Raw genomic sequence first — 26,274 nt, 5'->3', positions numbered from 1 at the left:
GTGAAGCGTCTTTCTATTCCTGAACGTTCCGGCTGGCGTGAGAAAGCGAACGAATACGGTTTCCGTTTTCACACCATGCACGGTGAACCCTACTGGTGCGAGGACGCGTACTACCAGTTTAGCCTGCAGCAAATTGAAACGCTGGAGGATGTTACCAGCGAGCTGCATCAGATGTGTCTGCAGGTCGTGGATAAGGTGGTAAACAGCGAACAGCTGCTGACCAAATTCCGTATTCCTGAACATACCTGGGACTTTGTCCGTTCATCATGGAAAACGAGCCAGCCATCACTCTATTCACGACTGGATCTGGCCTGGGACGGCACAACCGGTGCGAAGCTGCTGGAAAATAATGCGGATACGCCGACCTCGCTTTATGAAGCCGCATTTTTCCAGTGGATCTGGCTGGAAGAACAGCTTGCCAGCGGCGTACTGCCTGCCGGCAGCGATCAGTTCAATAGCCTTCAGGAACAGCTGATTGAACGCTTTGCTACCCTGCATCAGCAGCACGGATTCAGCTGGATACATTTTGCCTGCTGTCGTGATAGCGATGAAGATCGCGGAACCGTTCAGTATCTCCAGGACTGCGCCACGGAAGCGGGACTGCCGAGCGAGTTTCTGTTTATGGATGAAATCGGACTGGGCGAAAAAGGCCAGTTTACCGATCTCAACGATCAGGTTATCGGCAACCTGTTTAAGCTTTATCCCTGGGAGTTTATGCTGCGCGAGGTGTTTTCTACCAAGCTGAATGATGCAGGCGTGCGCTGGCTGGAGCCGGCATGGAAAAGCATCCTGTCTAATAAAGCGCTGCTGCCGATGCTGTGGAAAATGTTCCCCAATCACCCTAATCTCCTGCCCGCTTATTTTTCCGAAGACAACGTTCCGTCCATGGATAAATACGTAGTCAAACCGCTGTTCTCGCGCGAAGGGGCCAATATCCGCATCATTGAAAACGGTCAGGAGATAGCCAACGTGGACGGGCCATACGGTGAAGAGGGCACCATTGTTCAGCAGTTCCATCCGCTGCCGAAGTTTGGCGACAGCTATACCCTGATCGGCAGCTGGCTGGTGAACGATCGTCCGGCTGGTATTGGTCTGCGAGAGGATCGGGCGCTGATCACTCAGGATCTTTCCCGCTTTTATCCCCATGCGTTTATTGACTAACCGCAGAGGATCAACTCGCCAGAAGCAGGTGCCCTAGCCACCCACCTGCACTGAAAGCATGCTGAGCGATCCCATTACTACCCCTTCAACCGGGATCGATACGGTTTCATTTGGGGCACGCGATCCCAGCACATACAGCAGCGGCAGATAGTGCTCCGGCGTGGGATTCGACAACGCGGCCCCTTCATGCTGCATAAAGTTAACCAGCGGATGCGCAGCTGCTGCCCCTTCCCACACTAAATTTTCGCGCACATACTTATCAAATGAGGTCGCCCAGGGATAAGCCCCGGCCTCACCCTGCCAGCGCGCCATCCGCAGGTTATGCACCACGTTACCGCTGGCGACAATCATCACCCCCTGGTCGCGCAGGGCAGCAAGCTTGCGGCCCAGCTCGAAATGCCAGGCCGGTGGCTGGGTGCCATCAACACTTAGCTGTACGACCGGTATATCGGCATGAGGGTACATCTTGATCAGTACTCCCCAGGCACCATGATCTAACCCCCACTCCTGGTCCATCTGCACGCTAACCGGTGAGAGCGCCTCTGCAATTTGCTGTGCCAGCTGCGGCGAACCGGGTGCCGGATAGCGTGTATCAAACAGCGCCTGCGGGAAGCCGCCAAAATCATGAATGGTACGTGGTGTTTCCATCGCCGTGACGGCCGTACCGCGTGTATACCAGTGCGCAGAGACAGCAATGATCGCCTGCGGTCGCGGCAGCGTTTCGCCCAGCCTGCGCCAGGTTTCGGTATAGATATTCTCTTCCAGCACATTCATCGGACTACCGTGGCCAAGAAAAAGTGCGGGCATACGTGACTGACTCATATAAATTCCCTAAACGTGTCGGCTTAATGACGCTAACATTACGCCCATTTTCGTGAGGAATAACGCGGATAAGGATGATGAAGTTAGTCAGGAAATTTGAAGATAGCGCGTCGGAAGAAGAAAGCTTATTGAAGGGCCAATGCCCTCATGAGCAAAAGGGATGCTGAGATGCCCCCTCAGCGGGCAGAATACCCAATGGATTTGAAATACTCGCCGGACAGGAGTTTAGGCCCCCATCCGGCAATAGGTGTCAGCTTGCCTGCAACGTCTCATGGCTGCGGCGCCAGGCCACCAGATCTTCGATGGTGACAACAGGCATATCATGCTGCCTGGCGAATACCACCACTTCCGGTGCATGGGCCATAGTACCGTCATCATTAGTGAGCTCACACAGCACACCCGCAGATTTAAAACCGGCCAGCGTAACCAAATCCAGCGTGGCCTCGGTATGACCGCCTCGGGTTAGCACCCCGCCATCGCGGGCGCGAAGCGGGAAGACGTGACCAGGACGATTTAGATCGCCCGGCCGGGCATCGTCGGCAATCGCTGCGCGAATGGTGGTGATACGGTCTTTGGCAGAAACGCCTGTGGTAACCCCTTCAGCGGCTTCAATCGTCACGGTGAAACCCGTGCCGTAAGCGCTGGTATTGTTGTCCACCATCATCGGCAATTCAAGCTGGCGAAGGCGTTCTTCGTTCAGACAGAGGCAAACAATGCCGCTTCCGTGACGAATAGTCAGTGCCATTTGCTCAACGGTCATCGTTTCGGCAGCGAAAACCATATCGCCCTCGTTTTCACGATCTTCGTCGTCCAGCACCATTACACCACGGCCGTCCTTAAGAGCGGCGATGGCGCGTTGTACACGCTCTTCAGGCGTGCCAAATTCAGAAAGTAGCGTCTGATTCATGGTAATAAAACCTTATAAAATGTATCGGTTACCAGAACCAGGGCATGCTTAGGAGTGTCATGCAGTGACAAAAAATAACGGCAGAACGGGCGCAGGCCCGACAGCATACGTTACTCTCTCCCATCCGGACTTTAACCGTCGGCTCCGGGATTACACCGGATCTGCTGACCTTCAAACCGATGGGTCTGAAGCGCTCGCGGGCTTTCGGCCTCAGCCGATTTACCGCCGGTGGGGAATTTCGCCCCGCCCTGAGAATAAGCATATAGTTTTTACATCGCAGATTAATATAACGCCGAAGAAACCACAGGGCAATGAACAAAAGTGGCAATAAGTTATCCATTTTGTGGCTTTACCGTTTTCAGGTTTATCCTTTCAGGTTATAGCATTACACTTATAGAAACTTTGCCGCTATCAGGAAGCCGCCATGATTGACCCAAAAAAAATTGAACAACTTGCCCGCCAGGTCCATGAATCCATGCCGAAAGGGATCCGCGAGTTTGGCGACGACGTGGAAAAGCGCATCCGTCAGACCTTACAGTCACAGCTGACGCGGCTGGACTTAGTGAATCGTGAAGAGTTTGACGTTCAGACGCAGGTGCTGTTGCGCACCCGCGAAAAGCTGAGTGCGCTTGAACAGCGCATCGCCGAGCTGGAAAGCCGGGGTACCGCAACCACTCCGGCTTCGGCTTCAGTTTCTGCTCCAGTAACCGCCCCAGCAGCAGCGCCGGTCACCGCCCCGGCAGAGAGTGCTAAGAAAGAAGATCTGTAGCCTCTCCTGCAGCTTCGACAGCAGGGCCGCTATTAACAAAAAGGCCGATCGCAGGATCGGCCTTTTTGTATTCTGGATCGACCCAGTCCCAGTCCCAGTCCCAGTCCCAGTCCCAGTCCCAGCCCAGTCCCGGCTTAATACCCTTCGGCGCATGATCGGTTACGCGTCTGGTTTAGTCAGCAGGTTACTGGTCTGATCTGGTCTGCTGGCAGTTACCAACGCCCGCTGGGGCTTAGTTTTTCGCCTTAATGGCCCTGATGATATTGCTGGTTGAAATACCATCTTCAAAGTTCAGCACCCGTACGTCGCCGCCGTTTGCCCAGACTTCTTTACTGCCTGCGATCTCTTCAGGCTTATAGTCACCGCCCTTGACTAAAAGATCCGGCAGGATGCTGGCAATCAGCCGCTGCGGCGTATCCTCTTCAAAAGCCACTACCCAGTCGACGGCCTCCAGCGCACCCAGCACGATCATGCGGTTAACCAGTGGATTCACCGGGCGGCTTTCGCCCTTAAGCCGCTTCGTTGACGCATCGCTGTTTACCGCCACAATCAGCCTGTCGCCAAGCTTGCGCGCATTGGCCAGATAGGAGACGTGCCCGGCATGGAGAATATCAAAGCAGCCATTGGTCATAACGACTTTTTCGCCGCGACGTCGCGCCAGCGCAACGGCTTCCTTAAGTTGCGCTTCACTCATCACGCCGAAACCGGATTCCGGCCTGGCGCGAATGGCATTCTCCAGTTCAACCGGTGAAACGGTCGAGGTGCCAAGTTTACCTACCACTACGCCCGCAGCGGCATTCGCCAGGAAGCAGCTCTCTTCCAGGGTGTTTCCTGCCGCCAGTGCCGCTGCCAGCACGCCGATCACCGTGTCGCCCGCCCCCGTTACATCATAAACCTCCTGCGCCTGCGTCGGCAGGTGGAATGGCGTTTTACCCGGTTGCAGCAGCGTCATACCATTTTCGGAACGTGTGACCAGCAGCGCGGAGAGTTCAAATGTCTCCATTAGCGCCATACCGCGCGAGACGATCTCTGCCTCGTCTTTACATTTGCCAACCACGGCCTCGAACTCGGAGAGATTAGGCGTCAGGATGGTTGCGCCGCGATAGCGCTCAAAATCCGTGCCTTTTGGATCCACCAGCACGGGAACATTTGCCTCACGGGCCAGGCTGATGATGGTCTCGACAGTAGCGAGCGCCCCTTTTGCATAGTCCGATAACACCAGTGCGCCGGTGTCTGGCAGCGCCTGCTTAATGCGCTGATGCAGCGGCTCGGGATCGATGCCGTCAAAGCCCTCTTCAAAATCCAGACGGATCAGCTGCTGGTTACGCGAAAGCACACGCAGCTTGGTAATGGTTGGGTGGGTTGAGACGGGAACAAAATCACACTGCACATTTACGCCGCTCAGGGCGGCGTTAAGCGCCCGCGCGGCATCGTCAACGCCGGTTAATCCCACCAGCCGCGACGCAGCCCCCAGCGAAGCAATATTCATTGCGACGTTGGCCGCGCCGCCGGGACGCTCTTCAATATTATCGACCTTAACCACCGGAACCGGAGCTTCAGGGGAGATGCGGCTGGTAGGGCCATACCAGTAGCGATCAAGCATGACGTCGCCCACCACCAGAACGCCCGCACGGTTAAACTCGGGCAGTGTAATTTTCATTCCAGACACTCCTGGCATAAGTCAAAAATAGTGCGCGCGATGATAGCACAAGCTGGTTATCCCGCACATTGACCCTTTATCTTTCAGGGGCTGCCTCTGTTGCTATGCTCACTTACCTAACCAGCGTTGCCAGCTGGCTTGCACGACCGCTTTCTCATGGCTGAAGGTTTCGGGAAGCACATGGCCAGGCATTGCCTCCAGCGCCAGGTGATGAAGTGCATCGCGCAGGGTGATATAGGCGCTGGTCAGTGCCAGGGCCTCGCCCTCCTCCATCAGCCCATTGCTGGCCATTAGCTCGAGTATCCGCACGTTATCAGACCAGCGCGTCAGGGCGGGCACCGCGGCCGCATGGCGTAAAACCAGGTACTGCGTAATAAACTCAATATCGGTAATACCGCCCCGATCGGCTTTGATATCCCAGCGATCCTTGTTCTTACCGGCGAGGTGCGAATACATTTTTTCTCGCATGTCGCCCACCTCTTTTTGCAGCCCTGCAGGCTCCCGTGGCAGGCACAAAATACCGCGACGGATAGCATCAAAGCGCCGGCTCAGGGCCGGATCGCCGAAAACGATGCGGGCGCGCACCAGCGCCTGATGCTCCCAGGTCCAGGCCTCCTGCCGCTGATAGTCGTCAAAGGCATCCAGGGTACTGACCAGCATGCCCGCCGCGCCGGAGGGTCGCAGTCGGGCATCGACCTCGTAAAGAATACCGGAAGAGGTGCGGGTGCTGAACAGGTGCATTATGCGCTGAGCCAGGCGAAGATAAAATTGCCGGCCATCTATGCTACGCTCACCCAGCGTCACCGCCTCGGCCGGGCAGTCATGCAGAAAAACCAGATCCAGATCGGAGCTGTAGCCCAGCTCCCATCCGCCCAGTTTGCCATAGCCTGTGACGGCAAATCCGCGCGCCTCATCGTCCCGGAGATGTGAGGGCCGCCCATAGCGCTGCGTCATCATCTGCCATGCCTGCATCACGACCTGCTCAATGATCGCCTCCGCCAGCCACGTCAGGTGGTCACTGACCTTCATTACCGGCAGCGTTCCGGCGATATCCGCCGCCGCAATGCGCAAATGCTGAGCCTGCTTAAACTGCCGCAGCGCCTCCAGCTGCTGCTCCTCATCCTCTTCCGGAATACGCAGCAGATACTGCCGCAGCTCATCACGGTAAGCATCCGTGGCCGTTGGCTGGTAGAGCGTCGCCGGATCCAACAACTCATCCAACAGCAGCGGATAGCGGGCAAGCTGGCTGGCTACCATAGGCGAGGCGGCGCACAGCCGAATCAGATGCTTCAGTGCGCCAGGGTATTCCGTCAGCAGCTCAAGATAGGTCGAGCGGGTGACCACGCCCAGCAGCAGCGGTGTCAGGCGTTCAAGGGTCATCGCCGCATCTGCCCGCGGACAGACCTCCGCCAGCAGGCGCGGCATCAGCTGATCGAGAGCCTGGCGACCGCGCGGGCCAATCGTACGTTTATCCGTGTCCTGCCGAAACGCGTTGATGGCCTTGAGTAGCGCCGCTGTCGCACCCGAAGGCAGATGCGGAACCAGTGGGGCCAGTTCGGTCTCCTCCAGCCGATCCTGCCAGAGCGCGCCGTACTCTCCGACCTCTTTGCTGCTGTCTGCCTCTGGCGCATCGTCGCCAATCAGCTCGTCAAAAATCGCCCGTACCGCAGACATGTGCTGTTCCAGCTGCTGCTGGAGAACGGACCAGTCAGGTACCCCCATCGCCCATGCCAGCCGCGCCTGGTTAAGCGGGTCCACAGGCAGGGTCTGGGTCTGTTCATCGTTGAGGCTTTGAAGCAGATTTTCCAGCCGACGCAGAAACTGCCATGCCTCTTGAAGCTGCGCTACCTGTCCTGCAGGAAGCAGCCCCAGTTCGCCCAGCGTTTGCAGGGTAGGCAATAGCGCACGGCGCTGGAGCGCCCGTTCGCGGCCACCGCGGATCAGCTGGAACACCTGAACGATAAATTCAATTTCCCTGATGCCGCCCGCGCCCAGCTTGATATTGTCTTTCAGACCGCGACGCCGCACCTCACGGGCAATCATACTTTTCATATTACGCAGGGACTGAATGACGCTGAAATCGATATAGCGGCGGTAAACGAATGGACGCAGCGTCTGCTGTAGCTCCTGGCTCCAGCGGTCATTCCGATCGCCCATCACCCGTACTTTGACCATCGCATAGCGTTCCCAGTCGCGCCCCTGCTCCTGGTAGTAGTCCTCCAGCGCGGCAAAGCTCAGCACCAGAGGCCCGCTGTCGCCAAAGGGGCGCAGGCGCATATCGACGCGGTAAACAAAGCCTTCTACCGTGGGCTGGTCCAGCACCTTAATCAGCCGCTGTCCCAGTCGGGTAAAGAACTGGGCGTTGTCCAGCTCGCGTCGGCCGCCCTGCGTCGTCCCGTTTTCGGGCCAGGTAAAGATCAGATCGATATCAGAGGAGAAGTTCAGCTCGCCGCCGCCCAGCTTGCCCATGCCGAGGATCAGCAGCGGCTGCGGTTCACCCTGCGCATTCACCGGCGTGCCGAATTCGCGGCAGCAGGCCTGCCACAGCCAGTCCCGCGCCGCCACAATCAGCAGCTCAGCCAGCACGCTCAGCTGTTTCAGAGAGTCTTCCGTACTGCAGGTCGCCAGCGCCTGCATCCAGGCAATACGGGTCAGCATATGGCGACGAAAAAGCCGCAGCTCGCGCATCAGGGCCGGTTCATCCGGGACTTCTGCCAGCTTAACTGCCAGCCACGCCTGGTAATGCTGCCATTCATCCGCCTGTGGAGGCTGCTCCCTAAGCCTTTGCCACCACGCAGGATGGCGGCTCAGGTTCTCGCAGATAAAATCACTGAAAGCCAGCACGCTCTGCTCAGCAAGCGTCAGCGCCCCCAGGGAAGCGGGTAAACGTTCGGTCTGCGCGACCATTAAGGGGGGCAGAGATCCGTGGGGCAATGGCAGCATAAACACTCCCTGAAATGAAAAATTATCGGTGCACGAACGCCAGGCCGCGCAGAGCCGGGCAGTCAGGCGCTCCCGTTTTTCCAGAATGCCAGATGTTTAAGGGCCTGACGGCAGTAAGCATCCAGCTTTGCGGTCTGACTGGATTCAATGCCCTGCGCCAACTGCTGCCAGTCTTCTAACCACGCGGCGACAGCTTCAGGGGAGTAAGCCCCGGCCAGCAGGCGAGCGGCCAGTAGCTGACGGTGCAGGCGCGTCAGTTTGTCCTGATACTCATTGAACTGGCGGATGCGATGAAAGGTCTCTTTGAGATCGGCAGAGATGCGGCCCAGCATAATATCGCAGAAGCGCTTAAAGGATCCCTGGAGCCGGGTCTCTGCCTTAGAATCAATAAAGCCGCGCCAGCGTTCGGTAGCTATCCAGTTAGTGAGTGCTAACTGGGTTTGTAAAGAAAGGGGGCTAAAGCAGATGAGTTCCGGCTGGAGATTTTCTTCCATCAGCGACTCCTCAAGGCCAGTAAGCGACTGACGCAGCGCACTGCTCGCCTTACGCGGCACCAGCGCGCCGAACAGGGAGAAGACCTGACGCAGGCTTTCCAGCGCCTGACGAATTTCATGCAGCGCCTTCGTTTCGCCCCGCAGCCAAAGCTCTTCGTGATACTGCCACTGGGTGAGCGCCAGCGTAAAGGCCGCACGCATACCTTCTTCTACTGTTGCTTTCGGTTTAACCTTCAGCACCGGCATAGGGCGCAGTTCAGACGGCATTTTACCCTGCGCCAGCGCATAGCCGCGTGCGGCTTTACTTTTGCTACCGAGGCGCAGCCCGCCAATCGTTGACAGCTCTTCAGCGAACGCCAGCAGATCCTCGCGCAGGCCAGATTTGAGCTCAAGCTCAATTTCACTGAGCGCTTCGCTCTCATCATCCGCACTCACTTCTCCGAGGTCGAGCGCAACCTCAATCTCGCTTTGCAGATAAGTGACCACCCACTTTTCCCGTACGAAATGGGTGCTGAACAGCGGCTTAAGCTGCTGTTGCAGCGTGACCAGATCGGTCCCTGCGGGCCAGATCTCCGCCGGTAACAGCACGATATCCAGTTCTGGCTTCTCCAGCGCGACATTGTATTCCGGACGCTGATGGAGGCCGCCAACGGTCTGACCCGCTGTTTTCAGCGTCATTTCATAGCTGTCGCCGAAGCCGCGAATACGGAGTCCCATATCCCAGCGGCGCAGCTGACTGCTTTCGGTTTCAAAATAGATATTGGTCAGCTTTTGTGGCGCACTGTGTTGAAGTGGCCAGGCAGCAAGTCGGCCAGGTAGATTTTCAGCAGCAGCAGGCGTAGCGATGAACTTTAACTCGATTTCGATGGTCATATTTTCTTAATCAAATAATTACCGGCATGGTAAATGGATGTGCGCCTGATGATGCCTCGCCGATGTTATGGACTCTGCGCGTAAAGATACGGCAGTCAGCGAGGTCTTTCTCAGTCAGTTATAGCGTGAAGAGTAATGCAGAATTGCCGTGGCTGTCTCGGCTTTCTTATGCTTTACGACCCTGATTGCCATGCCCTGAGACCAGGAAAGTTCTCATTCAGCTTTATGCGAGGCGCCTCCAGACTGTGCCATTACTTTTTTCCCGGATTCACGTAAAAAAGATATCGAATGAAAAAAATTAAATTAATTGGCCTTACTTTACTGACACTTAGCGTTGCTGCTACCGTTCACGCCGAAGAAAAACGCTATATTTCTGATGAACTCTCTACCTGGGTTCGCAGTGGCCCCAGCAATGATTATCGCCTGGTCGGTACGCTGAATGCGGGCGAAGAAGTGGAGCTGCTGCAAACCAATGATGCCACCAAATACGCGCAAATTCGCGACTCAACGGGCCGTACCACCTGGATACCTCTTGCGCAGCTCAGCGAACAGCCCAGCCTGCGTACGCGCGTCCCGCAGCTGGAACAGCAGGTTAAAGAGCTGACTGACAAACTGGCCAATATTGATGGAAGCTGGAATCAGCGGACCGCCGAAATGCAGAAAAAAGTTGCGGGTAGCGACGGTGCCATTAATAACCTGAAAAATGAGAATCAGAAGTTAAAAAATGAGCTGGTGGTGGCACAGAAGAAGGTGAGCGCGGCCAACGTTCAGCTCGATGACAAGCAGCGCACTATTATCATGCAGTGGTTTATGTATGGCGGCGGCGTGGCCGGCGTCGGCCTGCTGCTTGGCCTGCTGCTGCCGCATATGGTCCCCAGCCGTAAGAAAAAAGACCGCTGGATGAACTAGGCTTAGCGTACGCCGGGACGAAAAGGACATCCATTGATGTCCTTTTCGTCGTGGGTAAATACCGCTCAGGCCCGCCGATGGTGGGAGAATGCCGGACGTTCACGTATGATGCCTGAAACGACACAACGAGGAGCGCAGTAGTGGAGACTTACCTTGTCGGCGGCGCGGTGCGCGATGCCCTGCTTGAATTACCGGTCACTGATAAAGACTGGGTAGTGGTGGGCAGTTCACCGGAAGAGATGATAAATAACGGCTATCAGCAGGTGGGTCGCGACTTCCCCGTTTTTTTACATCCTGAGTCGCATGAAGAGTATGCGCTGGCCAGAACTGAGCGAAAAAGCGGTGCGGGCTATACCGGATTTAGCTGCTATTTCGCCCCCGATGTGACGCTGGAGCAGGATTTACAGCGGCGCGATCTGACCATCAACGCCATTGCCCGCGATCATAACGGGTTGCTGTACGATCCCTGGGGCGGACAGCAGGATATTGCACACCGTCAGCTTCGTCATGTCTCTGCCGCCTTTAATGAGGATCCGCTGCGCGTGCTGCGGGTCGCGCGCTTTGCTGCGCGCTTTGCCCATCTGGATTTTACCGTCGCGCCAGAAACGCTTGGACTGATGCGCAGCATGGCCGCCAGCGGTGAGCTGAACACACTGACGCCAGAGCGCATCTGGAAGGAGACGGAGAAGGCTCTCGAAACGCACTTCCCCCAGGTCTATTTTCAGGTGCTGCGTGACTGTGGCGCGCTGGCGGTGCTCTTCCCCGAGCTGGATAACCTTTATGGCGTCCCGGCACCTAAAAAATGGCATCCCGAAATTGATACCGGCGTGCATACGCTAATGACGCTGGCCATTGCCGCACAGCTCAGCAACGAGGTCGATGTCCGCTTTGCCACGCTGTTCCACGACGTGGGTAAGGCGCTGACGCCCCGCGAATTGTGGCCCAGCCACCATGGACACGGTGCCGCTGGCGTCCCTCTGGTCAGCGCGCTCTGTCAGCGGCTGCGGGTGCCAAACCCTCTGCGCGACCTGGCGCTGCTGGTTACAGAGTTTCATGATGTGGTACATACCATTGAGCGGCAGCCCGCAGAGGCGTTAGTCGCGCTGTTTGACCGGGTTGATGCCTGGCGCAAGCCTCAGCGTATCGGCCAGATAGCCTTGACCAGCGAAGCTGACGCCCGTGGGCGAACCGGCTTTGAACATAATGCATATCCGCAGGGGCGCTATCTGCGTGAGGCGTTTAACGTCGCGCTGGCGGTATCGACAAAAGAGGTTGTTGCGGCGGGATTTAAAGGAAGTGAAATTCGGGAAGCGCTGACGCAGCGCAGGATTGCCGCGCTTGAGCGCTGGAAAGCTGAAAAGGACGCTTAGGAAAACCGGGCCATTCGGCCCGGCTTCATCGCCGCTTCGGGCAATCAGACAAAGATCATATAAACCGCAGCCGCAATAATAAAACGGTAGATTGCGAACGGTACAAAGGAGATATTCTGAATCAGCTTCAGGAAGACCTTGATCGCAATCAGCGCCACCACAAACGCGGTTAGAAAACCGACGGCAAACATCGGCATGTCACCTATCGTCAGGAAGCCCACGCTTTTGTAGAGATCCAGCACGGTGGCGCCCATCATCATCGGCACGGCCAGAATGAACGAGAACTCGGAAGCAGCATAGCGGCTTACCCCCATTAACATCCCGCCGGAGATGGTCGCACCTGAACGTGAGAAACCCGGCCAGAGCGCCAGGCACTGAAAGCAGCCAATCACGAAAGCCTGACGATAGGTGACGTCATCAAGGCCCACTGCCTTTGGCTGTTTGGGCTTAAGGTATTCAGCCGCGAGCAATAGCACGCCGCCAACCACCAGGGCATACATCACATTGACCGGGTTAAACAACGTCTTAATGGCGTCGTGTAAGAGCAGGCCTACAACGACAGCTGGTGCCATTCCCAGAAGAATATGAATCAGCGTCAGATGCCCCTTTCCTGTACCCTCATGCGGCACTTTGCCGAAGTGGATGCCAATAAGGCCAAACAGGCGACGCCAGAACATGACGACCACCGCTAAAATTGAGCCGAGCTGGATGACGACCTCGAAGGTGTCCGCTTTATCCCCTTCAAAACCCAACAGATGACCGACAATGATCATGTGCCCGGTGGAAGAGACGGGAAGAAATTCCGTCAGGCCTTCAACAATGCCAAGTATTGCTGCCACCCATAGCTGATGAATATCTGCCATCAATTACTACCCCTGTCCGTATCAAAATCATTAAAAAGGCGGCTGCCGGAGACTACCGCCAAATTGTGCCCGTGCAAACTCGGGCCAACGTCAAAACAGACCATAATGTGGGGGGGTTTCACCATGATGGCAATCATATTGCGCTTATTTAGGATTAGTCCCGCGCTCAATCACCACGCCCACCTGTGCGGCCTGCGCAACCGCGCCGGGTTTGCTCAGTTTTATCCGTACCCAGGGAGAACTGAAACGCGTCAGCAGCAGTGAGGCGACCTCTTCTGCCACGCGTTCAACCAGCGCAAATTTACCCGCAGAAACATGGTCAATAATGGCAGCAGAGATATCCGCATAGCTCAGGCAGTCATTCACATCATCGCTGGCCGCCGCGCGGCGGTTGTCCCAGGCCATTTCCACGTCAAAAACCAGCTTTTGCTGGATAGTTTGTTCCCAGTCATAGACGCCAATGGTGGTGATAACCGACAGTTGCTCTATAAATACAATATCCATGATGACCCTCTCTGTTTTTGTGGATGCCGGATACCACTTCCGGCGGTTTATGCGTATTATTCCCGGATGATGAGAACAAAACGACCCCTGTAGGACGGAACGTTATGATGAGTACATTCGCACTGGGTATGATCCTTTTTGCCTATCTGTGTGGCTCCGTTTCCAGTGCGATTCTGGTGTGCCGACTGTTCAGATTGCCCGATCCCCGCCAGAATGGTTCCGGTAACCCCGGAGCAACTAATGTGCTGCGGCTTGGCGGTAAAGTCCCGGCTGCGGCCGTGCTGGTTTTTGATATTCTTAAAGGTATGCTGCCCGTCTGGCTTGCCTGGCATTATGGCGTGACGCCTTTATATCTGGGCCTTACCGCGATCGCCGCCTGCCTTGGGCACATTTACCCCGTTTTTTTTCGCTTCAAGGGCGGAAAAGGCGTTGCGACCGCTTTCGGGGCCATTGCCCCTATCGGCTGGGATTTAACGGGGCTGATGACCGGCACCTGGCTGCTTACCGTACTGCTTAGCGGTTATTCATCGCTCGGCGCTATCGTCAGCGCGCTGATAGCCCCCTTCTACGTCTGGTGGTTTAAACCTCAGTTTACCTTTCCCGTCGCGATGCTGTCGTGCCTGGTGCTGCTGCGGCATCATGACAATATTCAGCGACTCTGGCGCGGGCAGGAAACCAAAATCTGGCGGAAAAAACGCAAATAAATTTAGCGACGGGGTTTATTCGGATCCCCTGTAAATCATTTTATTACTATTTTCTCCTTTAACGTCTCACGATAACGTATCGCGTCAGTAACATTCCGTTACTTTCTTCTGGGAGTGAAGATAATGAGAGAGTTAGAACTGGTTGACCTCAACGCAGTGAGCGGCGCAGGCATTATTAAAAATATCGGTACGTCAGTGGGTGGCCGGCTGGGCGATGGGATTTTTCAGCTGGCTGGCAGCATCACCGTTTCATTACCGCTGATGGGTGAGACGAGCATTAAAAAGTTCTTCCCCGAACTGGGTACCACCATTGGTGCCAATATTGGCGGTAATATTGGCGGCACCGTTGAGTCGTTACTGGGTAGGATCCCCTTTGTAGGTGGGATTTTCAATGCTCTTTTGGGTAATTGATTTGCCCTCAATCTGCAGCGCATACCGGCACCCGATTCAGGTAAATCAATAACATCGCCTCATCTATTCCACAGCTCCCCGCATAGCGGCAGAGCTGTGTTCATCCTGATGCTCACTCCGGCTCAGCAACAACACCCAGCTCTGACAGCGGCCAGCGTGGCCGAACAGTGACGCCCAGCTCCGCTTCCGTACCACTGCGCAGCCTGACCATACCGGCGTAGGCAATCATTGCCCCATTGTCGGTACAGAATTCAGGGCGGGCATAGAAGACCTCTCCGCCCCGGGCGTTCATCACTTCAGCCATTTTCGTCCGCAGCGTGCGGTTTGCACTGACCCCCCCGGCGATAACCAGCCGTTTGAAGCCGGTCTGCTCCAGCGCGCGCTTGCATTTGATCGCCAGCGTATCGACCACTGCATCTTCAAAGGCGCGGGCAATATCAGCGCGCGTCTGGTCGTCGTCGCTGTTACCGCGAATGGTGTTCGCCGCGAACGTTTTCAGGCCAGAAAAGCTGAAATCCAGGCCCGGCCGATCGGTCATCGGACGCGGGAAAACAAAGCGCTTCTCGACACCCTGCTGTGCCATTTTTGACAGCATCGGGCCACCGGGATAATCCAGACCTAACAGCTTGGCGGTTTTATCAAATGCCTCACCGGCTGCATCATCCACCGATTCCCCAAGCAGCCTATACTCACCAATGGCGGTAACGCTGATAAGCTGGGTATGGCCGCCCGAGACCAGCAGGGCAACAAAAGGAAAGGCGGGAGGATTATCTTCCAGCATCGGGGCCAGCAGGTGTCCTTCCATATGGTGAACGGGAATAGCCGGCACCCCCCAGGCAAACGCCAGCGCACGGCCTACGGTGGCGCCTACCAGCAGCGCACCCACCAGGCCAGGTCCGGCCGTCCAGGCCACCGCATCAATATCTGACGCCTGTAATCCGGCTTCCTTAAGCGCCGCCTGGATAAGAGGCACGGTTTTTCGCACATGATCGCGCGAGGCCAGCTCAGGTACGACGCCGCCGTAATCGGCATGCAGTTTTACCTGACTGTAAAGCTGATTGGCGAGAAGTCCGGCCCGATCGTCGTAAATCGCGATACCGGTTTCATCGCAGGATGTTTCAATTCCAAGTACACGCATGACTTTTTTACCTCATTCTTGCGGCGCGCAGTGTAGCATGAAGGATCAGGCGTTCGCGGTAATTTTCCGCCGGGCTTCGCCTTGTCTCTGATGCATAAGGCGAAAATTTTTTCGCGGCGCCACGCGGAATCCTGTATACTCATTCGCCTGAAAATACCGGCAGTGGCACAGGCGCATCTGTTGGTGAGTTAATGCTATGGTGCTTTACAATGCTGCCTGTGTTGGAGTAAAATTCCGCACCATTTTGAAATGAGCTGGCTTACAGCCCAGCAGCAAACCGAATTTATCGAGGTGAGAGTTACATGCCGGTAATTAAAGTACGTGAAAACGAGCCCTTCGACGTAGCACTGCGTCGTTTCAAGCGTTCATGCGAGAAAGCAGGCGTTCTGGCTGAAGTTCGTCGTCGTGAGTTTTATGAAAAACCAACGACCGAACGTAAGCGCGCTAAAGCGTCTGCCGTTAAACGCCACGCGAAGAAACTGGCTCGCGAAAACGCACGCCGCACTCGTCTGTACTAATTTTTGAGGGTTAACGCCCTCAGGCTCCGCAGACAGGTAAGTAGTTATGAAGGCCGTGCTTTCCGAAAGGAATGCGCGGCTTGTTCTCGTTTATGGGCCAGAAGCAATGGAAGCTGAAAGGTGAAGAGGGTTTATGGCTGGACGCATTCCACGTGTATTCATTAATGACCTGCTGGCGCGCACGGACATCGTGGATCTTATTGATGCCCGCGTAAAGCTGAAAAAGCAGGGTAAGAACTATCACGCGTGCTGTCCCTTCCATAATGAGAAAACCCCTTCTTTTACCGTAAACGGCGAGAAACAGTTTTACCACTGCTTCGGCTGTGGCGCGCACGGCAATGCCATCGACTTTCTGATGAACTATGACCGCCTTGAGTTCGTGGAGAGTATCGAGGAGCTGGCGACGCTTTACGGACTTGAAATTCCGTATGAAAGCGGAAGCGGCCCGAACCAGCTGGAGCGCCATCAGCGTCAGAGCCTGTATCAGCTGATGACCGGACTGAATGAGTTCTATCGGCAGTCGCTGACCCAGAGTCACGCCGCGGGTGCGCGCGAATACCTGGCAGGCCGCGGCCTGAGCGATGATGTGATCGGCCACTTCTCTATTGGCTTTGCGCCCGCAGGCTGGGACAACGCGCTGAAGCGATTTGGTCGCAATGAGGACGACCGGCAATCGCTTACCGACGCCGGGATGCTGGTCACCAACGATCAGGGCCGTAGCTACGATCGTTTCCGCGAACGGATCATGTTTCCCATCCATGATAAGCGAGGCCGGGTTATCGGCTTTGGCGGCCGGGTAGTGGGCGATGCGTTGCCAAAATATCTGAACTCCCCGGAGACCGATATTTTTCATAAGGGCCGACAGCTGTATGGCCTGTATGAAGCCCACAAGCATCATCCGGAACCGGCGAAGCTATTAGTTGTCGAAGGCTATATGGATGTGGTGGCGCTGGCGCAGTTTGGCATTGATTATGCCGTGGCGTCACTGGGAACGTCGACGACACCTGAGCATATTCAGCTGCTGTTCCGCTCGACCGATAATGTCATTTGCTGCTATGACGGCGACAGAGCAGGACGTGAAGCGGCCTGGCGCGCGCTGGAAACCGCCCTTCCCTACATGAATGATGGCCGTCAGCTACGCTTTATGTTTCTGCCGGACGGTGAAGATCCGGATACGCTGGTCCGTAAAGAGGGAAAAGAGGCATTTGAAGCGCGAATGGAGCAGGCAACGCCGCTCTCCGCTTTCTTATTTGACACTCTGCTCCCTCAGGTAGATTTACGATCGCCGGATGGTCGCGCCCAGCTGAGCACCCTTGCCCTGCCGCTAATTAGCCAGGTGCCGGGGGAAACCCTGCGCATTTACCTGCGTCAGGAACTGGGTAACAAACTGGGCATTCTGGATGACAGTCAGCTGGAAAAGTTGATGCCCAGAGTGGGCGAGAAGTCGAAACTCCCGCCGCAGCCTCAGCTAAAACGCACAACCATGCGTATACTGATTGGATTGCTGATTCAGAATCCGCAGCTGGCAGCAGCCGTGCCCTCCCTGCAAGGACTGGAATCTTCTGAACTGCCGGGATTTTCCCTTTTTGTTGAGTTAGTGAGCACTTGCGTCGCGCATCCTGGCCTGACGACGGGACAGCTACTAGAGTTATACCGTGGCACAAAATTTAGCCAGAGCCTTGAAACTCTGGCCACATGGAACCACATGATCGTGGACGATGAAGTGGAAACCATGTTTAACGATTCGCTGGCCAGCATGTATGACGCAGCGCTGGAGCGACGCTTAGAGTATTTAATTGCTCGCGAGCGCACTCACGGGCTGGATGCCAACGAGCGCCGTGAATACTGGCTGCTCAATCAGGAATTTGCTAAAAAAACGAATTCCTGAGCGTGACGATCCTGTCACCCCAAAAACTATTGAGAGGCAATATCGCCAGCGTCAGTTTTCGTGCGCACAGCGCCTGAACCACATCGTACCCCGGTACGGCCAGGTTTTGTCGCTGCCCGAACCAAAAATGGCAGGTGATAGCGCATCGAACCGAATATCCAGCGGCTTAAGTGCCGATTATCCGCCAGGTCGACCCTGGCAGCCGCCGAGATGGGCAGCGGCAATAAACCAACGCCCTCACTGTTATTGTTGGCTGCTTAGCCGACCGACACCAATCTAATTTAACAGAAGTGTGGATACCGTCTTATGGAGCAAAACCCGCAGTCACAGCTTAAGCTACTTGTCACCCGTGGTAAGGAGCAGGGCTATCTGACCTATGCCGAGGTCAATGACCATCTGCCGGAAGATATCGTCGACTCCGATCAGATCGAAGACATCATTCAGATGATCAACGACATGGGCATACAGGTTGTTGAAGAAGCACCTGATGCCGACGATCTGATGCTGAACGAAAACAGCTCCGATACCGATGAAGATGCTGCCGAGGCGGCCGCACAGGTCCTGTCCAGCGTTGAGTCAGAAATCGGCCGGACGACAGACCCGGTGCGCATGTATATGCGCGAAATGGGTACCGTTGAGTTGCTGACCCGCGAAGGCGAAATCGACATCGCGAAGCGCATCGAAGACGGTATCAACCAGGTCCAGTGTTCCGTTGCTGAATACCCGGAAGCCATTACCTACCTGCTGGAGCAGTATGACCGCGTTGAGGCGGGCGAAGCGCGCCTGTCGGATATGATTACCGGCTTTGTCGATCCCAACGCTGAAGCCGATATCGCGCCCACCGCCACGCACGTTGGCTCGGAACTCTCTGAAGAAGAGCGTGACGATGATGAAGACGAAGATGAAGAGTCCGATGACGACAGCGCCGACGACGACAACAGCATCGATCCGGAACTGGCGCGCGAGAAGTTTAACGATCTACGCGTTCAGTATGAAAAAGCCCGCACGGTAATCAAGGCTAAAGGCCGCAGTCACGCCGATGCCGTTGCTGAAATTCAGAACCTGTCAGATGTTTTCAAACAGTTCCGCCTGGTGCCGAAGCAGTTTGATTTCCTGGTGAACAGCATGCGCACCATGATGGACCGCGTTCGTACGCAGGAACGTCTGATCATGAAGCTTTGTGTTGAAATCTGTAAGATGCCGAAGAAAAACTTCATCACCCTGTTTACCGGCAATGAAACCAGCGAAACCTGGTTTAAAGCGGCCCTGGCGATGAACAAACCCTGGTCAGAGAAGTTAAAAGACGTCTCTGAAGACGTGCATCGCGGCCTGCAAAAACTGTCGCAGATTGAAGAAGAGACCGGCCTGACCATTGAGCAGGTGAAGGACATCAACCGTCGCATGTCTATCGGCGAAGCGAAAGCGCGTCGTGCGAAGAAAGAGATGGTTGAGGCTAACCTGCGTCTGGTTATCTCTATCGCCAAGAAGTACACCAACCGTGGTCTGCAGTTCCTGGATCTGATCCAGGAGGGGAACATCGGTCTGATGAAAGCCGTGGATAAGTTTGAATATCGCCGTGGTTATAAATTCTCGACCTATGCAACCTGGTGGATCCGCCAGGCTATCACCCGCTCCATCGCAGACCAGGCGCGCACCATCCGTATTCCGGTGCATATGATTGAGACGATTAACAAACTCAACCGTATTTCTCGCCAGATGCTGCAGGAGATGGGCCGTGAGCCGACGCCGGAAGAGCTGGCCGAGCGGATGCTGATGCCGGAAGATAAAATCCGTAAGGTGCTGAAAATCGCCAAAGAGCCAATCTCTATGGAGACGCCGATTGGTGATGATGAAGATTCACATCTGGGTGACTTTATCGAGGATACCACGCTGGAGCTGCCGCTGGACTCCGCGACGTCCGAGAGCCTGCGTTCTGCCACGCATGACGTGCTGGCAGGGCTGACGGCGCGCGAGGCGAAAGTGCTGCGTATGCGTTTTGGTATTGATATGAATACCGACCACACGCTGGAAGAGGTAGGCAAACAGTTTGACGTTACGCGCGAACGTATTCGTCAGATCGAAGCCAAAGCGCTGCGCAAGCTGCGCCATCCAAGCCGCTCCGAAGTGCTGCGCAGCTTCCTCGACGATTAATGCGTCGTTAAGCCCGCTAAAAAAGCCTCTGCCTCCCGGCAGGGGCTTTTTTTATGGCTGCATTTCTCACAGGCCCCGTTCAGCCAGTGAACGTTCTAATTCACGGTAGGCGGCCGCCAGCTCATCCTGTGAGGCGCGATTCAACCCGCTGGGGTTAGGCAGCACCCAGACCTCCGTCACGCCCATAAGGTGCGGCTGTCGGCCCCACGCGACCTTACTGACGCCAGACGCCTGTTGCCAGGCCTGCTTGCCCAGCACGGCCAGCGCGTAGGGCTGGAAGTGAGCGATTTTCTCCTGCAGCGCCCGGCCCCCGTTGCGCAGCTCCCTTCGTGATAGCTCAGTGGCTTCCCGGGTGGGCCGTTCAACCAGCATGGTAATGCCGCAGCGGCTATCCAGCAGCTTATGCTCCTCCTCCGGCTTGAGCTGCACCGGAGTAAACCCGGCCTGCCAGATCGTTTTCCAGAAGCGATTTCCGCCATGGGCAAAGTGAAAGCCTTTATGCGCAGATGACTTGCCGGGATTGATACCGCAGAAAACCACCCTTAAGCCGGGAGCCAAAATATCGGTTATGTCGTGCTCCGTGATGTCGCTCATTCTCTCTCTCAGTCAGGTAAACGAAAATAGCTGAGCACTTCACACCCCTTCCCTACTGACGGCGTGGCGATCACTTTCAGGCTGGCGATATCAATCACGCTCAGCGTACCGTCATCCTCGTTAGCAATCAGCAGCGTGCGGTTATCCGGGCTAAAGCAGCCATCCATCGGCTTATGCCCCACAGCGACCTGCCCCAGCGGATTAAATTTGCCATCAAACAGGCTTATTACCGGCTCCTGATCGCCAATGACCACCAGCAGCGAACCATCCTCGCTAAAGCGCACCAGCTGGCTGACCTTCTGATGGCCGGTCAGGGTCAGCGTCTGCAACAGACGGTGGGTTTGTGCGTCCAGTACGTGCAGCAGCGGGCGATCGCCATCCGTTGCCACGATATACGGCAGTACCGGCGAAGCGGCAATACCGTTGACGGAGCCGGGCATAGTGATATTTTCAATCACCTTTCCCTGTCCCTCTGCCAGCTCAACCACGGTGATGGTTCCATCCTCTTCGTTGTCGGTAAACAGCTTATGGCCGGAAGGGAGGATCGTTAAGCGATGAGCATTGTGCGACGGCACCGCGATCCTGTTGATGATGGTATCGCTCTCAGGATCGATGACCAGAATCGCGGCGCTGTTTTCACAGCACTGATAGACGTAGCCATCCTGTCCCAGGCGCGCCGTGTGCGGGGATTCCTGTGGACTGACGTCGATAAAACCCGTCAGCTCGCGTTGACGCAGATCGATAACCGCAATCTTGTGGCCCGGATGGGGATTATCGCCATGAATACCGTCACCGAAGATTGGTACATAGGCCTTATGCTGTTTCGGCAGGATTAATAGCTCGTGTGGACGGGGCGGGAAGGCGTTAAGCTCACGCTCGACGGCAAAAGTTTCAGGGTTGAGAAACAGGACATTGCTGCCCTGCTTATCAACGGCAATCAGACCATAACGGGTGTCAGACTTCACTAATGGCTCCTAAAATGTCGGTTATGCATCATCAAAAGGTAGCGCATCAGCCGGGTCTGTCGCCCTTAAACAGGTAACAAAATTTGCTCAATACCCCACAGCGCCAGGGCGTGATCCTCATGCGCGGGCAGTCCGCTGACGGTAACGGCCCCGATGACGCCGCCGCCAACCAGGAGTAAAGGCACGCTGCCGCCGTGATCGGTGTAGCGCTGCTGATCGATATACGTCATCTCATCCATCCGCTGACCAGCGGCCTCATTAAGCAGACCGGTATAGAGTGAGGCGCGGCCATTGCGCAGGGTGGTATTGCGCTTACGGGCGACCCATTCCATATTTTCTATGCTCGACCCGGATAACGCGGCGCTGAACAGCACCTGGCCAAAGGCATACACCTCAATGGCTACCGGCATATTTTCGCTGGCTGCCCGGTTGCGGATGGCCTGTCCAAGTGTCCAGGCACTACCAAAACCAAAATGATTCAGACGTACACGTTTTTCCTGCCCCTGCAGGATCTCCAGACTGGGAACGGCAGACATAATTTCTCCAGGTATGAACAGATGATGGTCGCGATCATAATGGATATTTATTTTTCATAAAACAGTAAAACGAAACCAGCGTTTTGTTTTGCGAATACGATCGCTTTTGGTTTCTGCAAAGGCCGCCCACAGCCAGTGGGTAAAACTTCTCGCAGGGTATGTTTTACTTTAAAGCCGGTAGAGGTGGCGGTAAAGGAATGCCTCTTTCGTCCCGTTGGACTAGTGCGTTTCTCACCTCGGCAGCCTTAGCAGCCTCAGCGGCCTTTTGTTGCGATTCAATCCTGCTTTTTTCCTCTTCCTCCTCAATATTCCTGGCCACTCTTGCCTCTTCTTTAGCTTCTGCAGCTTTACGTCGATCCGCGTCACGCGCATATAACATTTTTTGTTCAGCAAGTTCTCTTTTCCATTCAGGAAGTGGCCCATCGGTTGTGGTCATCAGTAGCGGATCAGTCGTGTTTGTATCCGTAATGTTGCCCTGGTCAGCTCGCCTTAGCAGTAGTTTGTTTTTGAGTTCATCAACCAGTTGCTTCTGAAAGAAATTATCTGCTGGCCCAGTTGGGTTACTTTTACCGGGCACACGGGCAGTCTTATTAGTCACTGCGTTGATTGGAGTGGGTAATTTCTGCGGAAAATTACCCACAGGAGGTGGAGGTGGCGGAGGCAGTGGAATGCCCTTCGCGTCAAGTTTCAGGGGAACTGGTGCTCTGCTCGCCGCCGCGGCAGCCTCGACTTCAGCCGCCTTTTGTTTCGCTTCAGCCTCCAGCGCAGCAGCTACTCTTGCCTCTTCTTTGTCCTCAGCGATTTTCCTTTCACTCTCTAATTGTTTATATTTCATTTTTGATTCATAAATCTCTAATTGCACTTTCGTCATTTGCCGATCATTCTGATGCTTCAACTCTGGACCGCCGTTTTTCTTCATTCTTTCCAGGGTGGAAGTAAGCTCAGCGTTTAAGGCAGCTTTAACGTCATTAGCCTGTTCTCCGGGATTCTTTGGGGTTCTTGGTGTTTTTGGTGTTTTTAACAGCTTATAAACAGTATTTTTTACCTGCGTCGGATCCAGCAATTTTTCACTGGTTTCTCTCATTGTCTTTTTCCCGGAGTTTTCCAGGCTCTTTTTTCCTATAATAGCATTTCTTCCCAGATAACCTATAATATTCATTATTACCCTCATGTAAGCATCAGATTTTTAGTGTTATATGATATATCACCCTTATTCGGATGATCGCCATAAAAATATACCTTTGATATTACCTGCTATCTTCGTGAGATTTTATTATAAAAAGACCATTTACTTCAAAATGTAGCATCCTTGCAAATTTCATATGGCCAGCCAGGGAAAAATTTCATATCTTATTTACAGCATTACCATTTCACCGTAACCATTTACAGCCTGATTTTCCAACCAGAGCCTTCTGGCCACCTTCAAATTTATATTATAAATATATTTAAATATGTGAGCCATCCATATCAAACCCATTACTTATAATATTAACTTTGTTTCACAACCCTCTGATAACCTCCCTTAAGATTACCCACGCAATATTTAATGACATCGTATCACTTCAGAAAAAACTCATCACAGGATTTCGTTTAAAAGAATTTGGCTTAGCGCTTTTTATTTTCTATTTTTCATGTAAGACATTAAGGGTAAAATTGCTGTGACATTAGTAATAAATACAAACTATTATCTGTGTTTCGTGAAGGCCATATTTAGGTATAAATGCCCCTGTGTTTACCGGTAGTCACGTGAACGTAATATCAGCGGTAGGATGTAGCGTGTTTTAAACAAGGTACTCACTGTGCGATACCTACGCTAAAGCCCGGCGTGCCACTCCTGCTGTCATGCCGGAGGCTGGCTTATGACTACGCCCCTTTCAAACAACAGTTTTATTCCTGAATGACATTCTAAATTAGCGCTGTTATTGCTATTGTTCATCAGGGAAAATAATCAGTTCAACAATCGCGTTTTTTACCTGGCGGAATGCCCCTAAACAGGGGCTTCGTGACTAACCGACAATCCTGCTTTTTAACGCTGCTAAGGAGAATTTATGCCGTTACTTCAATTTGATGTGATTCAGGGTCGCTCCGAATCTGAGATGAAAACGCTGCTGGATGCGGCCCACCGCGCCGTATTGTCGGCCTTTCAGGTGCCCGAGCGCGATCGCTACCAGATTGTTCACGAAAACAAAGCTTACCAGATGGTCTTTGAGGATACGGGCCTTGGCCTGACGCGCACCGATAATCTGGTGATGGTCAGAGTCTTTACCAGCCCACGCAGCGATGAACAGAAGCAGTTTTTTATGAAGGAACTGTGCCGCGAACTGCAGGAGAGCTGCGGTATCGCCGGGAGCGACGTGATGATCAGCTTTATCACCAATGCCAAAGGGGACTGGAGCTTCGGCAACGGCAACGCGCAGTACGTCACCGGCGAACTGTGATCCTGCCAGCAGCGAGGTAGTCTGAGATTTTTTTATTGGTGAAGGCAGATATAAATGTCCCCCGGCGCCAGCCGGAGGACATGAAAAGCGCTTAGAAGTCGTAGCGCAGACGCACCAGGTTCATATCACCCAGGTTGTCGGTGCTGGAGGTGAAGACGTGTTCGTAGTCAACACGGAAGCCGTAATCCAGCTGGAAGGTGATGCCAACGCCGTTGTCGATGCGCAGATAGTCGCGATCGTTAACGTACTCCAGACGGTCGCCCATCACGTAAGGCATAAAGGTCTTCAGACCGTACTGGCCAACCGGAATGGTATAACCCGCCATGTATTCAATACCCCACGCGTCACCGGCGAAGTAGTTGTTCACATCCTTTTTATGGGTGGTCAGGAAATTCTGGTAGTAACCGCCGCCAAACGAGAAGGTCCAGCTATCCGGCTTCCAGCTGATGGAGGTGCCGTAAATATTCTGGTTGTAGGATTTTGACCCGTTGTTCGCTGGGTTACGCATTTCGGCATCGGTATAGTTCCACGCCGCGCCCCAGGTCACATCTTTCGTCAGGTGATAATCTACGCCCAGCGAGCCGCCGCCCTGACGCTTATAGCGCAGGCCATTGCCCGGCAGATACTCGTTATCGGCGAACAGATAAGAGGCATAGACGTCCGCTGCGCCATAGGTGTTTTTATATTTCAGCATCTTACGTGAGCGGTACGAACCATCGTAGTCGCCGTTAATACCGTTGCCCGGCGCCTGAGCGAGCATATCGTAATCCCAGACGTCGGTTTTAGACCCCACCACGTCGTAGTAGACGCTGTTCTGCTGTCCGAAAGTCAGTTTACCCCAGGTTTTGCTCTGGAAGCCGGTATAAAGCATACGGCGGCTGGTATCGTGTGCGCCGTCGGCATGATGGTTATCCCAGTCGAATACCGCCGGAATATTCACTCCCAGCTCGTAATAGCCTACCCAGCTGATGTCATCAAACAGGTAGTAATCGGCAAGGAAGCGAAAACGTGTACCGCCGTCAAAGCCGTTACGCTTGTACGCGTTTTTACCGTCATCGCCGGTCAGGTTGTTGAACTGCGGACGGATACTGCCGCCAACGGTGAAGTTCAGGCGGCTGAGCGGGTCACCGGCCTGCGGATCCTGCTTAATAAGGGTTATTTCTGCGTGTGCCGCAAAAGATGCACTGCCAACTGCCAGCCCCAGCGCAATGGCCCGGGTTAAAACGCGCATTTTTATTAACATTATGTAGCCCTGTGAAATATTACCAAACCAATCCGCTGAAGATAGTAGCGTGAGAAGTGTTACAGCTAATGGACTTAAACGACCTGTTGGGCGAATTCATTAACATAAAATGTTAAGCAGATATGTCTGCGGAATCATTCACACACATCTATGAACATTTCGTGTCAAAAACGCAAGGTTTTGTCATGGCGATTTCAGGCTGTGAAGTAAATCTGATTTTTGGCATCTTCTTTGCTTTTATGACCGGGAAATATTTCATGATATTTCTTTAACTTAATCAGGCTACCCTGATTTCGCTGAGGCAATAGTTTATTGATTTTAATATACTTTTATAGGTGTTCGCCTCATTTACCTGTAGGTTAATGTTAAGCCGCCCCGCCCGATAACCCCCTTAAGTTAAACGAAGACTAAAC

23 protein-coding genes and 1 riboswitch are annotated in these 26,274 nt (G+C 54.4%); of the genes, 10 read left to right on the top strand and 13 right to left on the bottom strand.

The features are described 5' to 3' along the window. A complete protein-coding gene (locus ACLRGG_RS00825) occupies nucleotides 1–1,161 on the top strand; it encodes a glutathionylspermidine synthase family protein (protein WP_416247961.1) in 1,161 nt (386 codons plus the stop codon). Nucleotides 1,162–1,194: 33 nt separating this feature from the next. Here the strand turns inward: ACLRGG_RS00825 and ygiD are convergent, their stop codons facing one another. Together ygiD and ribB are read right to left on the bottom strand one after the other, a co-directional pair. Next, complete coding sequence (gene ygiD / locus ACLRGG_RS00820; protein ID WP_416247960.1) at nucleotides 1,195–1,983, bottom strand: 4,5-DOPA-extradiol-dioxygenase; 789 nt, start codon at nucleotides 1,981–1,983, stop codon at nucleotides 1,195–1,197. Nucleotides 1,984–2,233: 250 nt separating this feature from the next. After that, complete coding sequence (ribB, locus tag ACLRGG_RS00815) at nucleotides 2,234–2,890, bottom strand: 3,4-dihydroxy-2-butanone-4-phosphate synthase (RefSeq protein WP_416247959.1); 657 nt, start codon at nucleotides 2,888–2,890, stop codon at nucleotides 2,234–2,236. A gap of 108 nt (nucleotides 2,891–2,998) precedes the next feature. Then, nucleotides 2,999–3,150: riboswitch (FMN riboswitch) on the bottom strand. Nucleotides 3,151–3,314: 164 nt separating this feature from the next. Here ribB and ubiK point away from each other — a divergent pair. Beyond that, complete coding sequence (ubiK, locus tag ACLRGG_RS00810) at nucleotides 3,315–3,659, top strand: ubiquinone biosynthesis accessory factor UbiK (protein WP_416247958.1); 345 nt, start codon at nucleotides 3,315–3,317, stop codon at nucleotides 3,657–3,659. Nucleotides 3,660–3,891: 232 nt separating this feature from the next. Here ubiK and hldE read toward each other — a convergent pair whose 3' ends face one another. The 3 genes from hldE to ACLRGG_RS00795 form a co-directional block, all read right to left on the bottom strand. Beyond that, complete coding sequence (gene hldE / locus ACLRGG_RS00805; protein WP_416247957.1) at nucleotides 3,892–5,319, bottom strand: bifunctional D-glycero-beta-D-manno-heptose-7-phosphate kinase/D-glycero-beta-D-manno-heptose 1-phosphate adenylyltransferase HldE; 1,428 nt, start codon at nucleotides 5,317–5,319, stop codon at nucleotides 3,892–3,894. Between the two features lie 108 nt (nucleotides 5,320–5,427). Then, nucleotides 5,428–8,226 (bottom strand): bifunctional [glutamate--ammonia ligase]-adenylyl-L-tyrosine phosphorylase/[glutamate--ammonia-ligase] adenylyltransferase, encoded by a 2,799-nt coding sequence (gene glnE, locus ACLRGG_RS00800; protein WP_416248027.1) that lies wholly within the window; start codon nucleotides 8,224–8,226, stop codon nucleotides 5,428–5,430. 98 nt (nucleotides 8,227–8,324) lie between these two features. After that, nucleotides 8,325–9,629, bottom strand: coding sequence for a CYTH domain-containing protein (locus tag ACLRGG_RS00795; RefSeq protein WP_416247956.1), 1,305 nt, complete (start codon nucleotides 9,627–9,629; stop codon nucleotides 8,325–8,327). A 288-nt stretch (nucleotides 9,630–9,917) separates the two neighbouring features. Here ACLRGG_RS00795 and ACLRGG_RS00790 point away from each other — a divergent pair, with 288 nt between their 5' ends. Then, complete coding sequence (locus ACLRGG_RS00790; protein WP_416247955.1) at nucleotides 9,918–10,538, top strand: TIGR04211 family SH3 domain-containing protein; 621 nt, start codon at nucleotides 9,918–9,920, stop codon at nucleotides 10,536–10,538. Nucleotides 10,539–10,678: 140 nt separating this feature from the next. Beyond that, a complete protein-coding gene (locus ACLRGG_RS00785; RefSeq protein WP_416247953.1) occupies nucleotides 10,679–11,908 on the top strand; it encodes a multifunctional CCA addition/repair protein in 1,230 nt (409 codons plus the stop codon). Nucleotides 11,909–11,952: 44 nt separating this feature from the next. Here the strand turns inward: ACLRGG_RS00785 and bacA are convergent, their stop codons facing one another. Next, nucleotides 11,953–12,771 (bottom strand): undecaprenyl-diphosphate phosphatase, encoded by an 819-nt coding sequence (gene bacA, locus ACLRGG_RS00780; RefSeq protein ID WP_416247952.1) that lies wholly within the window; start codon nucleotides 12,769–12,771, stop codon nucleotides 11,953–11,955. Between the two features lie 144 nt (nucleotides 12,772–12,915). Further along, complete coding sequence (gene folB / locus ACLRGG_RS00775; protein ID WP_416247951.1) at nucleotides 12,916–13,275, bottom strand: bifunctional dihydroneopterin aldolase/7,8-dihydroneopterin epimerase; 360 nt, start codon at nucleotides 13,273–13,275, stop codon at nucleotides 12,916–12,918. 107 nt (nucleotides 13,276–13,382) lie between these two features. Between folB and plsY the strand changes: the two genes are divergently transcribed. Together plsY and ACLRGG_RS00765 are read left to right on the top strand one after the other, a co-directional pair. Further along, the gene (gene plsY / locus ACLRGG_RS00770) at nucleotides 13,383–13,979 is read left to right on the top strand and encodes a glycerol-3-phosphate 1-O-acyltransferase PlsY (RefSeq protein WP_416248026.1); all 597 of its coding nucleotides are present in this window, start codon (nucleotides 13,383–13,385) and stop codon (nucleotides 13,977–13,979) included. Nucleotides 13,980–14,102: 123 nt separating this feature from the next. Beyond that, nucleotides 14,103–14,390, top strand: a complete 288-nt coding sequence (locus ACLRGG_RS00765; protein WP_416247950.1) for a hypothetical protein — start codon at nucleotides 14,103–14,105, stop codon at nucleotides 14,388–14,390. Nucleotides 14,391–14,502: 112 nt separating this feature from the next. On the opposite strand, the gene tsaD is transcribed toward ACLRGG_RS00765, so the two are convergent. Further along, complete coding sequence (tsaD, locus tag ACLRGG_RS00760) at nucleotides 14,503–15,528, bottom strand: tRNA (adenosine(37)-N6)-threonylcarbamoyltransferase complex transferase subunit TsaD (RefSeq protein WP_416247949.1); 1,026 nt, start codon at nucleotides 15,526–15,528, stop codon at nucleotides 14,503–14,505. A 302-nt stretch (nucleotides 15,529–15,830) separates the two neighbouring features. Between tsaD and rpsU the strand changes: the two genes are divergently transcribed. From rpsU to rpoD, 3 genes are all read left to right on the top strand, one after another. After that, nucleotides 15,831–16,046 carry a 30S ribosomal protein S21 gene (gene rpsU, locus ACLRGG_RS00755; RefSeq protein ID WP_001144069.1) on the top strand — a complete coding sequence of 72 codons (216 nt, stop codon included), beginning with the start codon at nucleotides 15,831–15,833 and terminating at the stop codon, nucleotides 16,044–16,046. A gap of 133 nt (nucleotides 16,047–16,179) precedes the next feature. Beyond that, nucleotides 16,180–17,934 carry a DNA primase gene (gene dnaG, locus ACLRGG_RS00750; RefSeq protein WP_416247948.1) on the top strand — a complete coding sequence of 585 codons (1,755 nt, stop codon included), beginning with the start codon at nucleotides 16,180–16,182 and terminating at the stop codon, nucleotides 17,932–17,934. Nucleotides 17,935–18,240: 306 nt separating this feature from the next. After that, the gene (rpoD, locus tag ACLRGG_RS00745; protein WP_416247947.1) at nucleotides 18,241–20,085 is read left to right on the top strand and encodes an RNA polymerase sigma factor RpoD; all 1,845 of its coding nucleotides are present in this window, start codon (nucleotides 18,241–18,243) and stop codon (nucleotides 20,083–20,085) included. A 66-nt stretch (nucleotides 20,086–20,151) separates the two neighbouring features. On the opposite strand, the gene mug is transcribed toward rpoD, so the two are convergent. The 4 genes from mug to ACLRGG_RS00725 all read right to left on the bottom strand — a co-directional run bounded on the left by mug (nucleotide 20,152) and on the right by ACLRGG_RS00725 (nucleotide 23,339). Then, nucleotides 20,152–20,679, bottom strand: a complete 528-nt coding sequence (gene mug, locus ACLRGG_RS00740; protein ID WP_416247946.1) for a G/U mismatch-specific DNA glycosylase — start codon at nucleotides 20,677–20,679, stop codon at nucleotides 20,152–20,154. A gap of 8 nt (nucleotides 20,680–20,687) precedes the next feature. Next, nucleotides 20,688–21,644, bottom strand: a complete 957-nt coding sequence (locus ACLRGG_RS00735) for a beta-propeller fold lactonase family protein (protein ID WP_416247945.1) — start codon at nucleotides 21,642–21,644, stop codon at nucleotides 20,688–20,690. Between the two features lie 65 nt (nucleotides 21,645–21,709). After that, complete coding sequence (locus ACLRGG_RS00730) at nucleotides 21,710–22,180, bottom strand: heme-degrading domain-containing protein (RefSeq protein ID WP_416247944.1); 471 nt, start codon at nucleotides 22,178–22,180, stop codon at nucleotides 21,710–21,712. 163 nt (nucleotides 22,181–22,343) lie between these two features. Beyond that, on the bottom strand, nucleotides 22,344–23,339 hold the full coding sequence (locus ACLRGG_RS00725; protein WP_416247943.1) for a hypothetical protein: 996 nt from the start codon (nucleotides 23,337–23,339) through the stop codon (nucleotides 22,344–22,346). An 889-nt stretch (nucleotides 23,340–24,228) separates the two neighbouring features. Between ACLRGG_RS00725 and ACLRGG_RS00720 the strand changes: the two genes are divergently transcribed. Further along, nucleotides 24,229–24,618, top strand: coding sequence for a tautomerase family protein (locus tag ACLRGG_RS00720; RefSeq protein ID WP_416247942.1), 390 nt, complete (start codon nucleotides 24,229–24,231; stop codon nucleotides 24,616–24,618). 91 nt (nucleotides 24,619–24,709) lie between these two features. Here the strand turns inward: ACLRGG_RS00720 and ACLRGG_RS00715 are convergent, their stop codons facing one another. Beyond that, entirely contained in the window at nucleotides 24,710–25,861 is a 1,152-nt protein-coding gene (locus tag ACLRGG_RS00715; protein WP_416247941.1) for a porin, read from the bottom strand. Nucleotides 25,862–26,274 lie beyond the last annotated feature (413 nt).

Origin of the sequence: Erwinia sp. PPS120 (genome assembly GCF_047918655.1) — a bacterium.
GTDB lineage: Bacteria > Pseudomonadota > Gammaproteobacteria > Enterobacterales > Enterobacteriaceae > Erwinia > Erwinia tasmaniensis_A.
The sequence above is the reverse complement of the archived record's forward strand: the minus strand, read 5'-3'. Positions and strand labels throughout refer to the sequence as shown.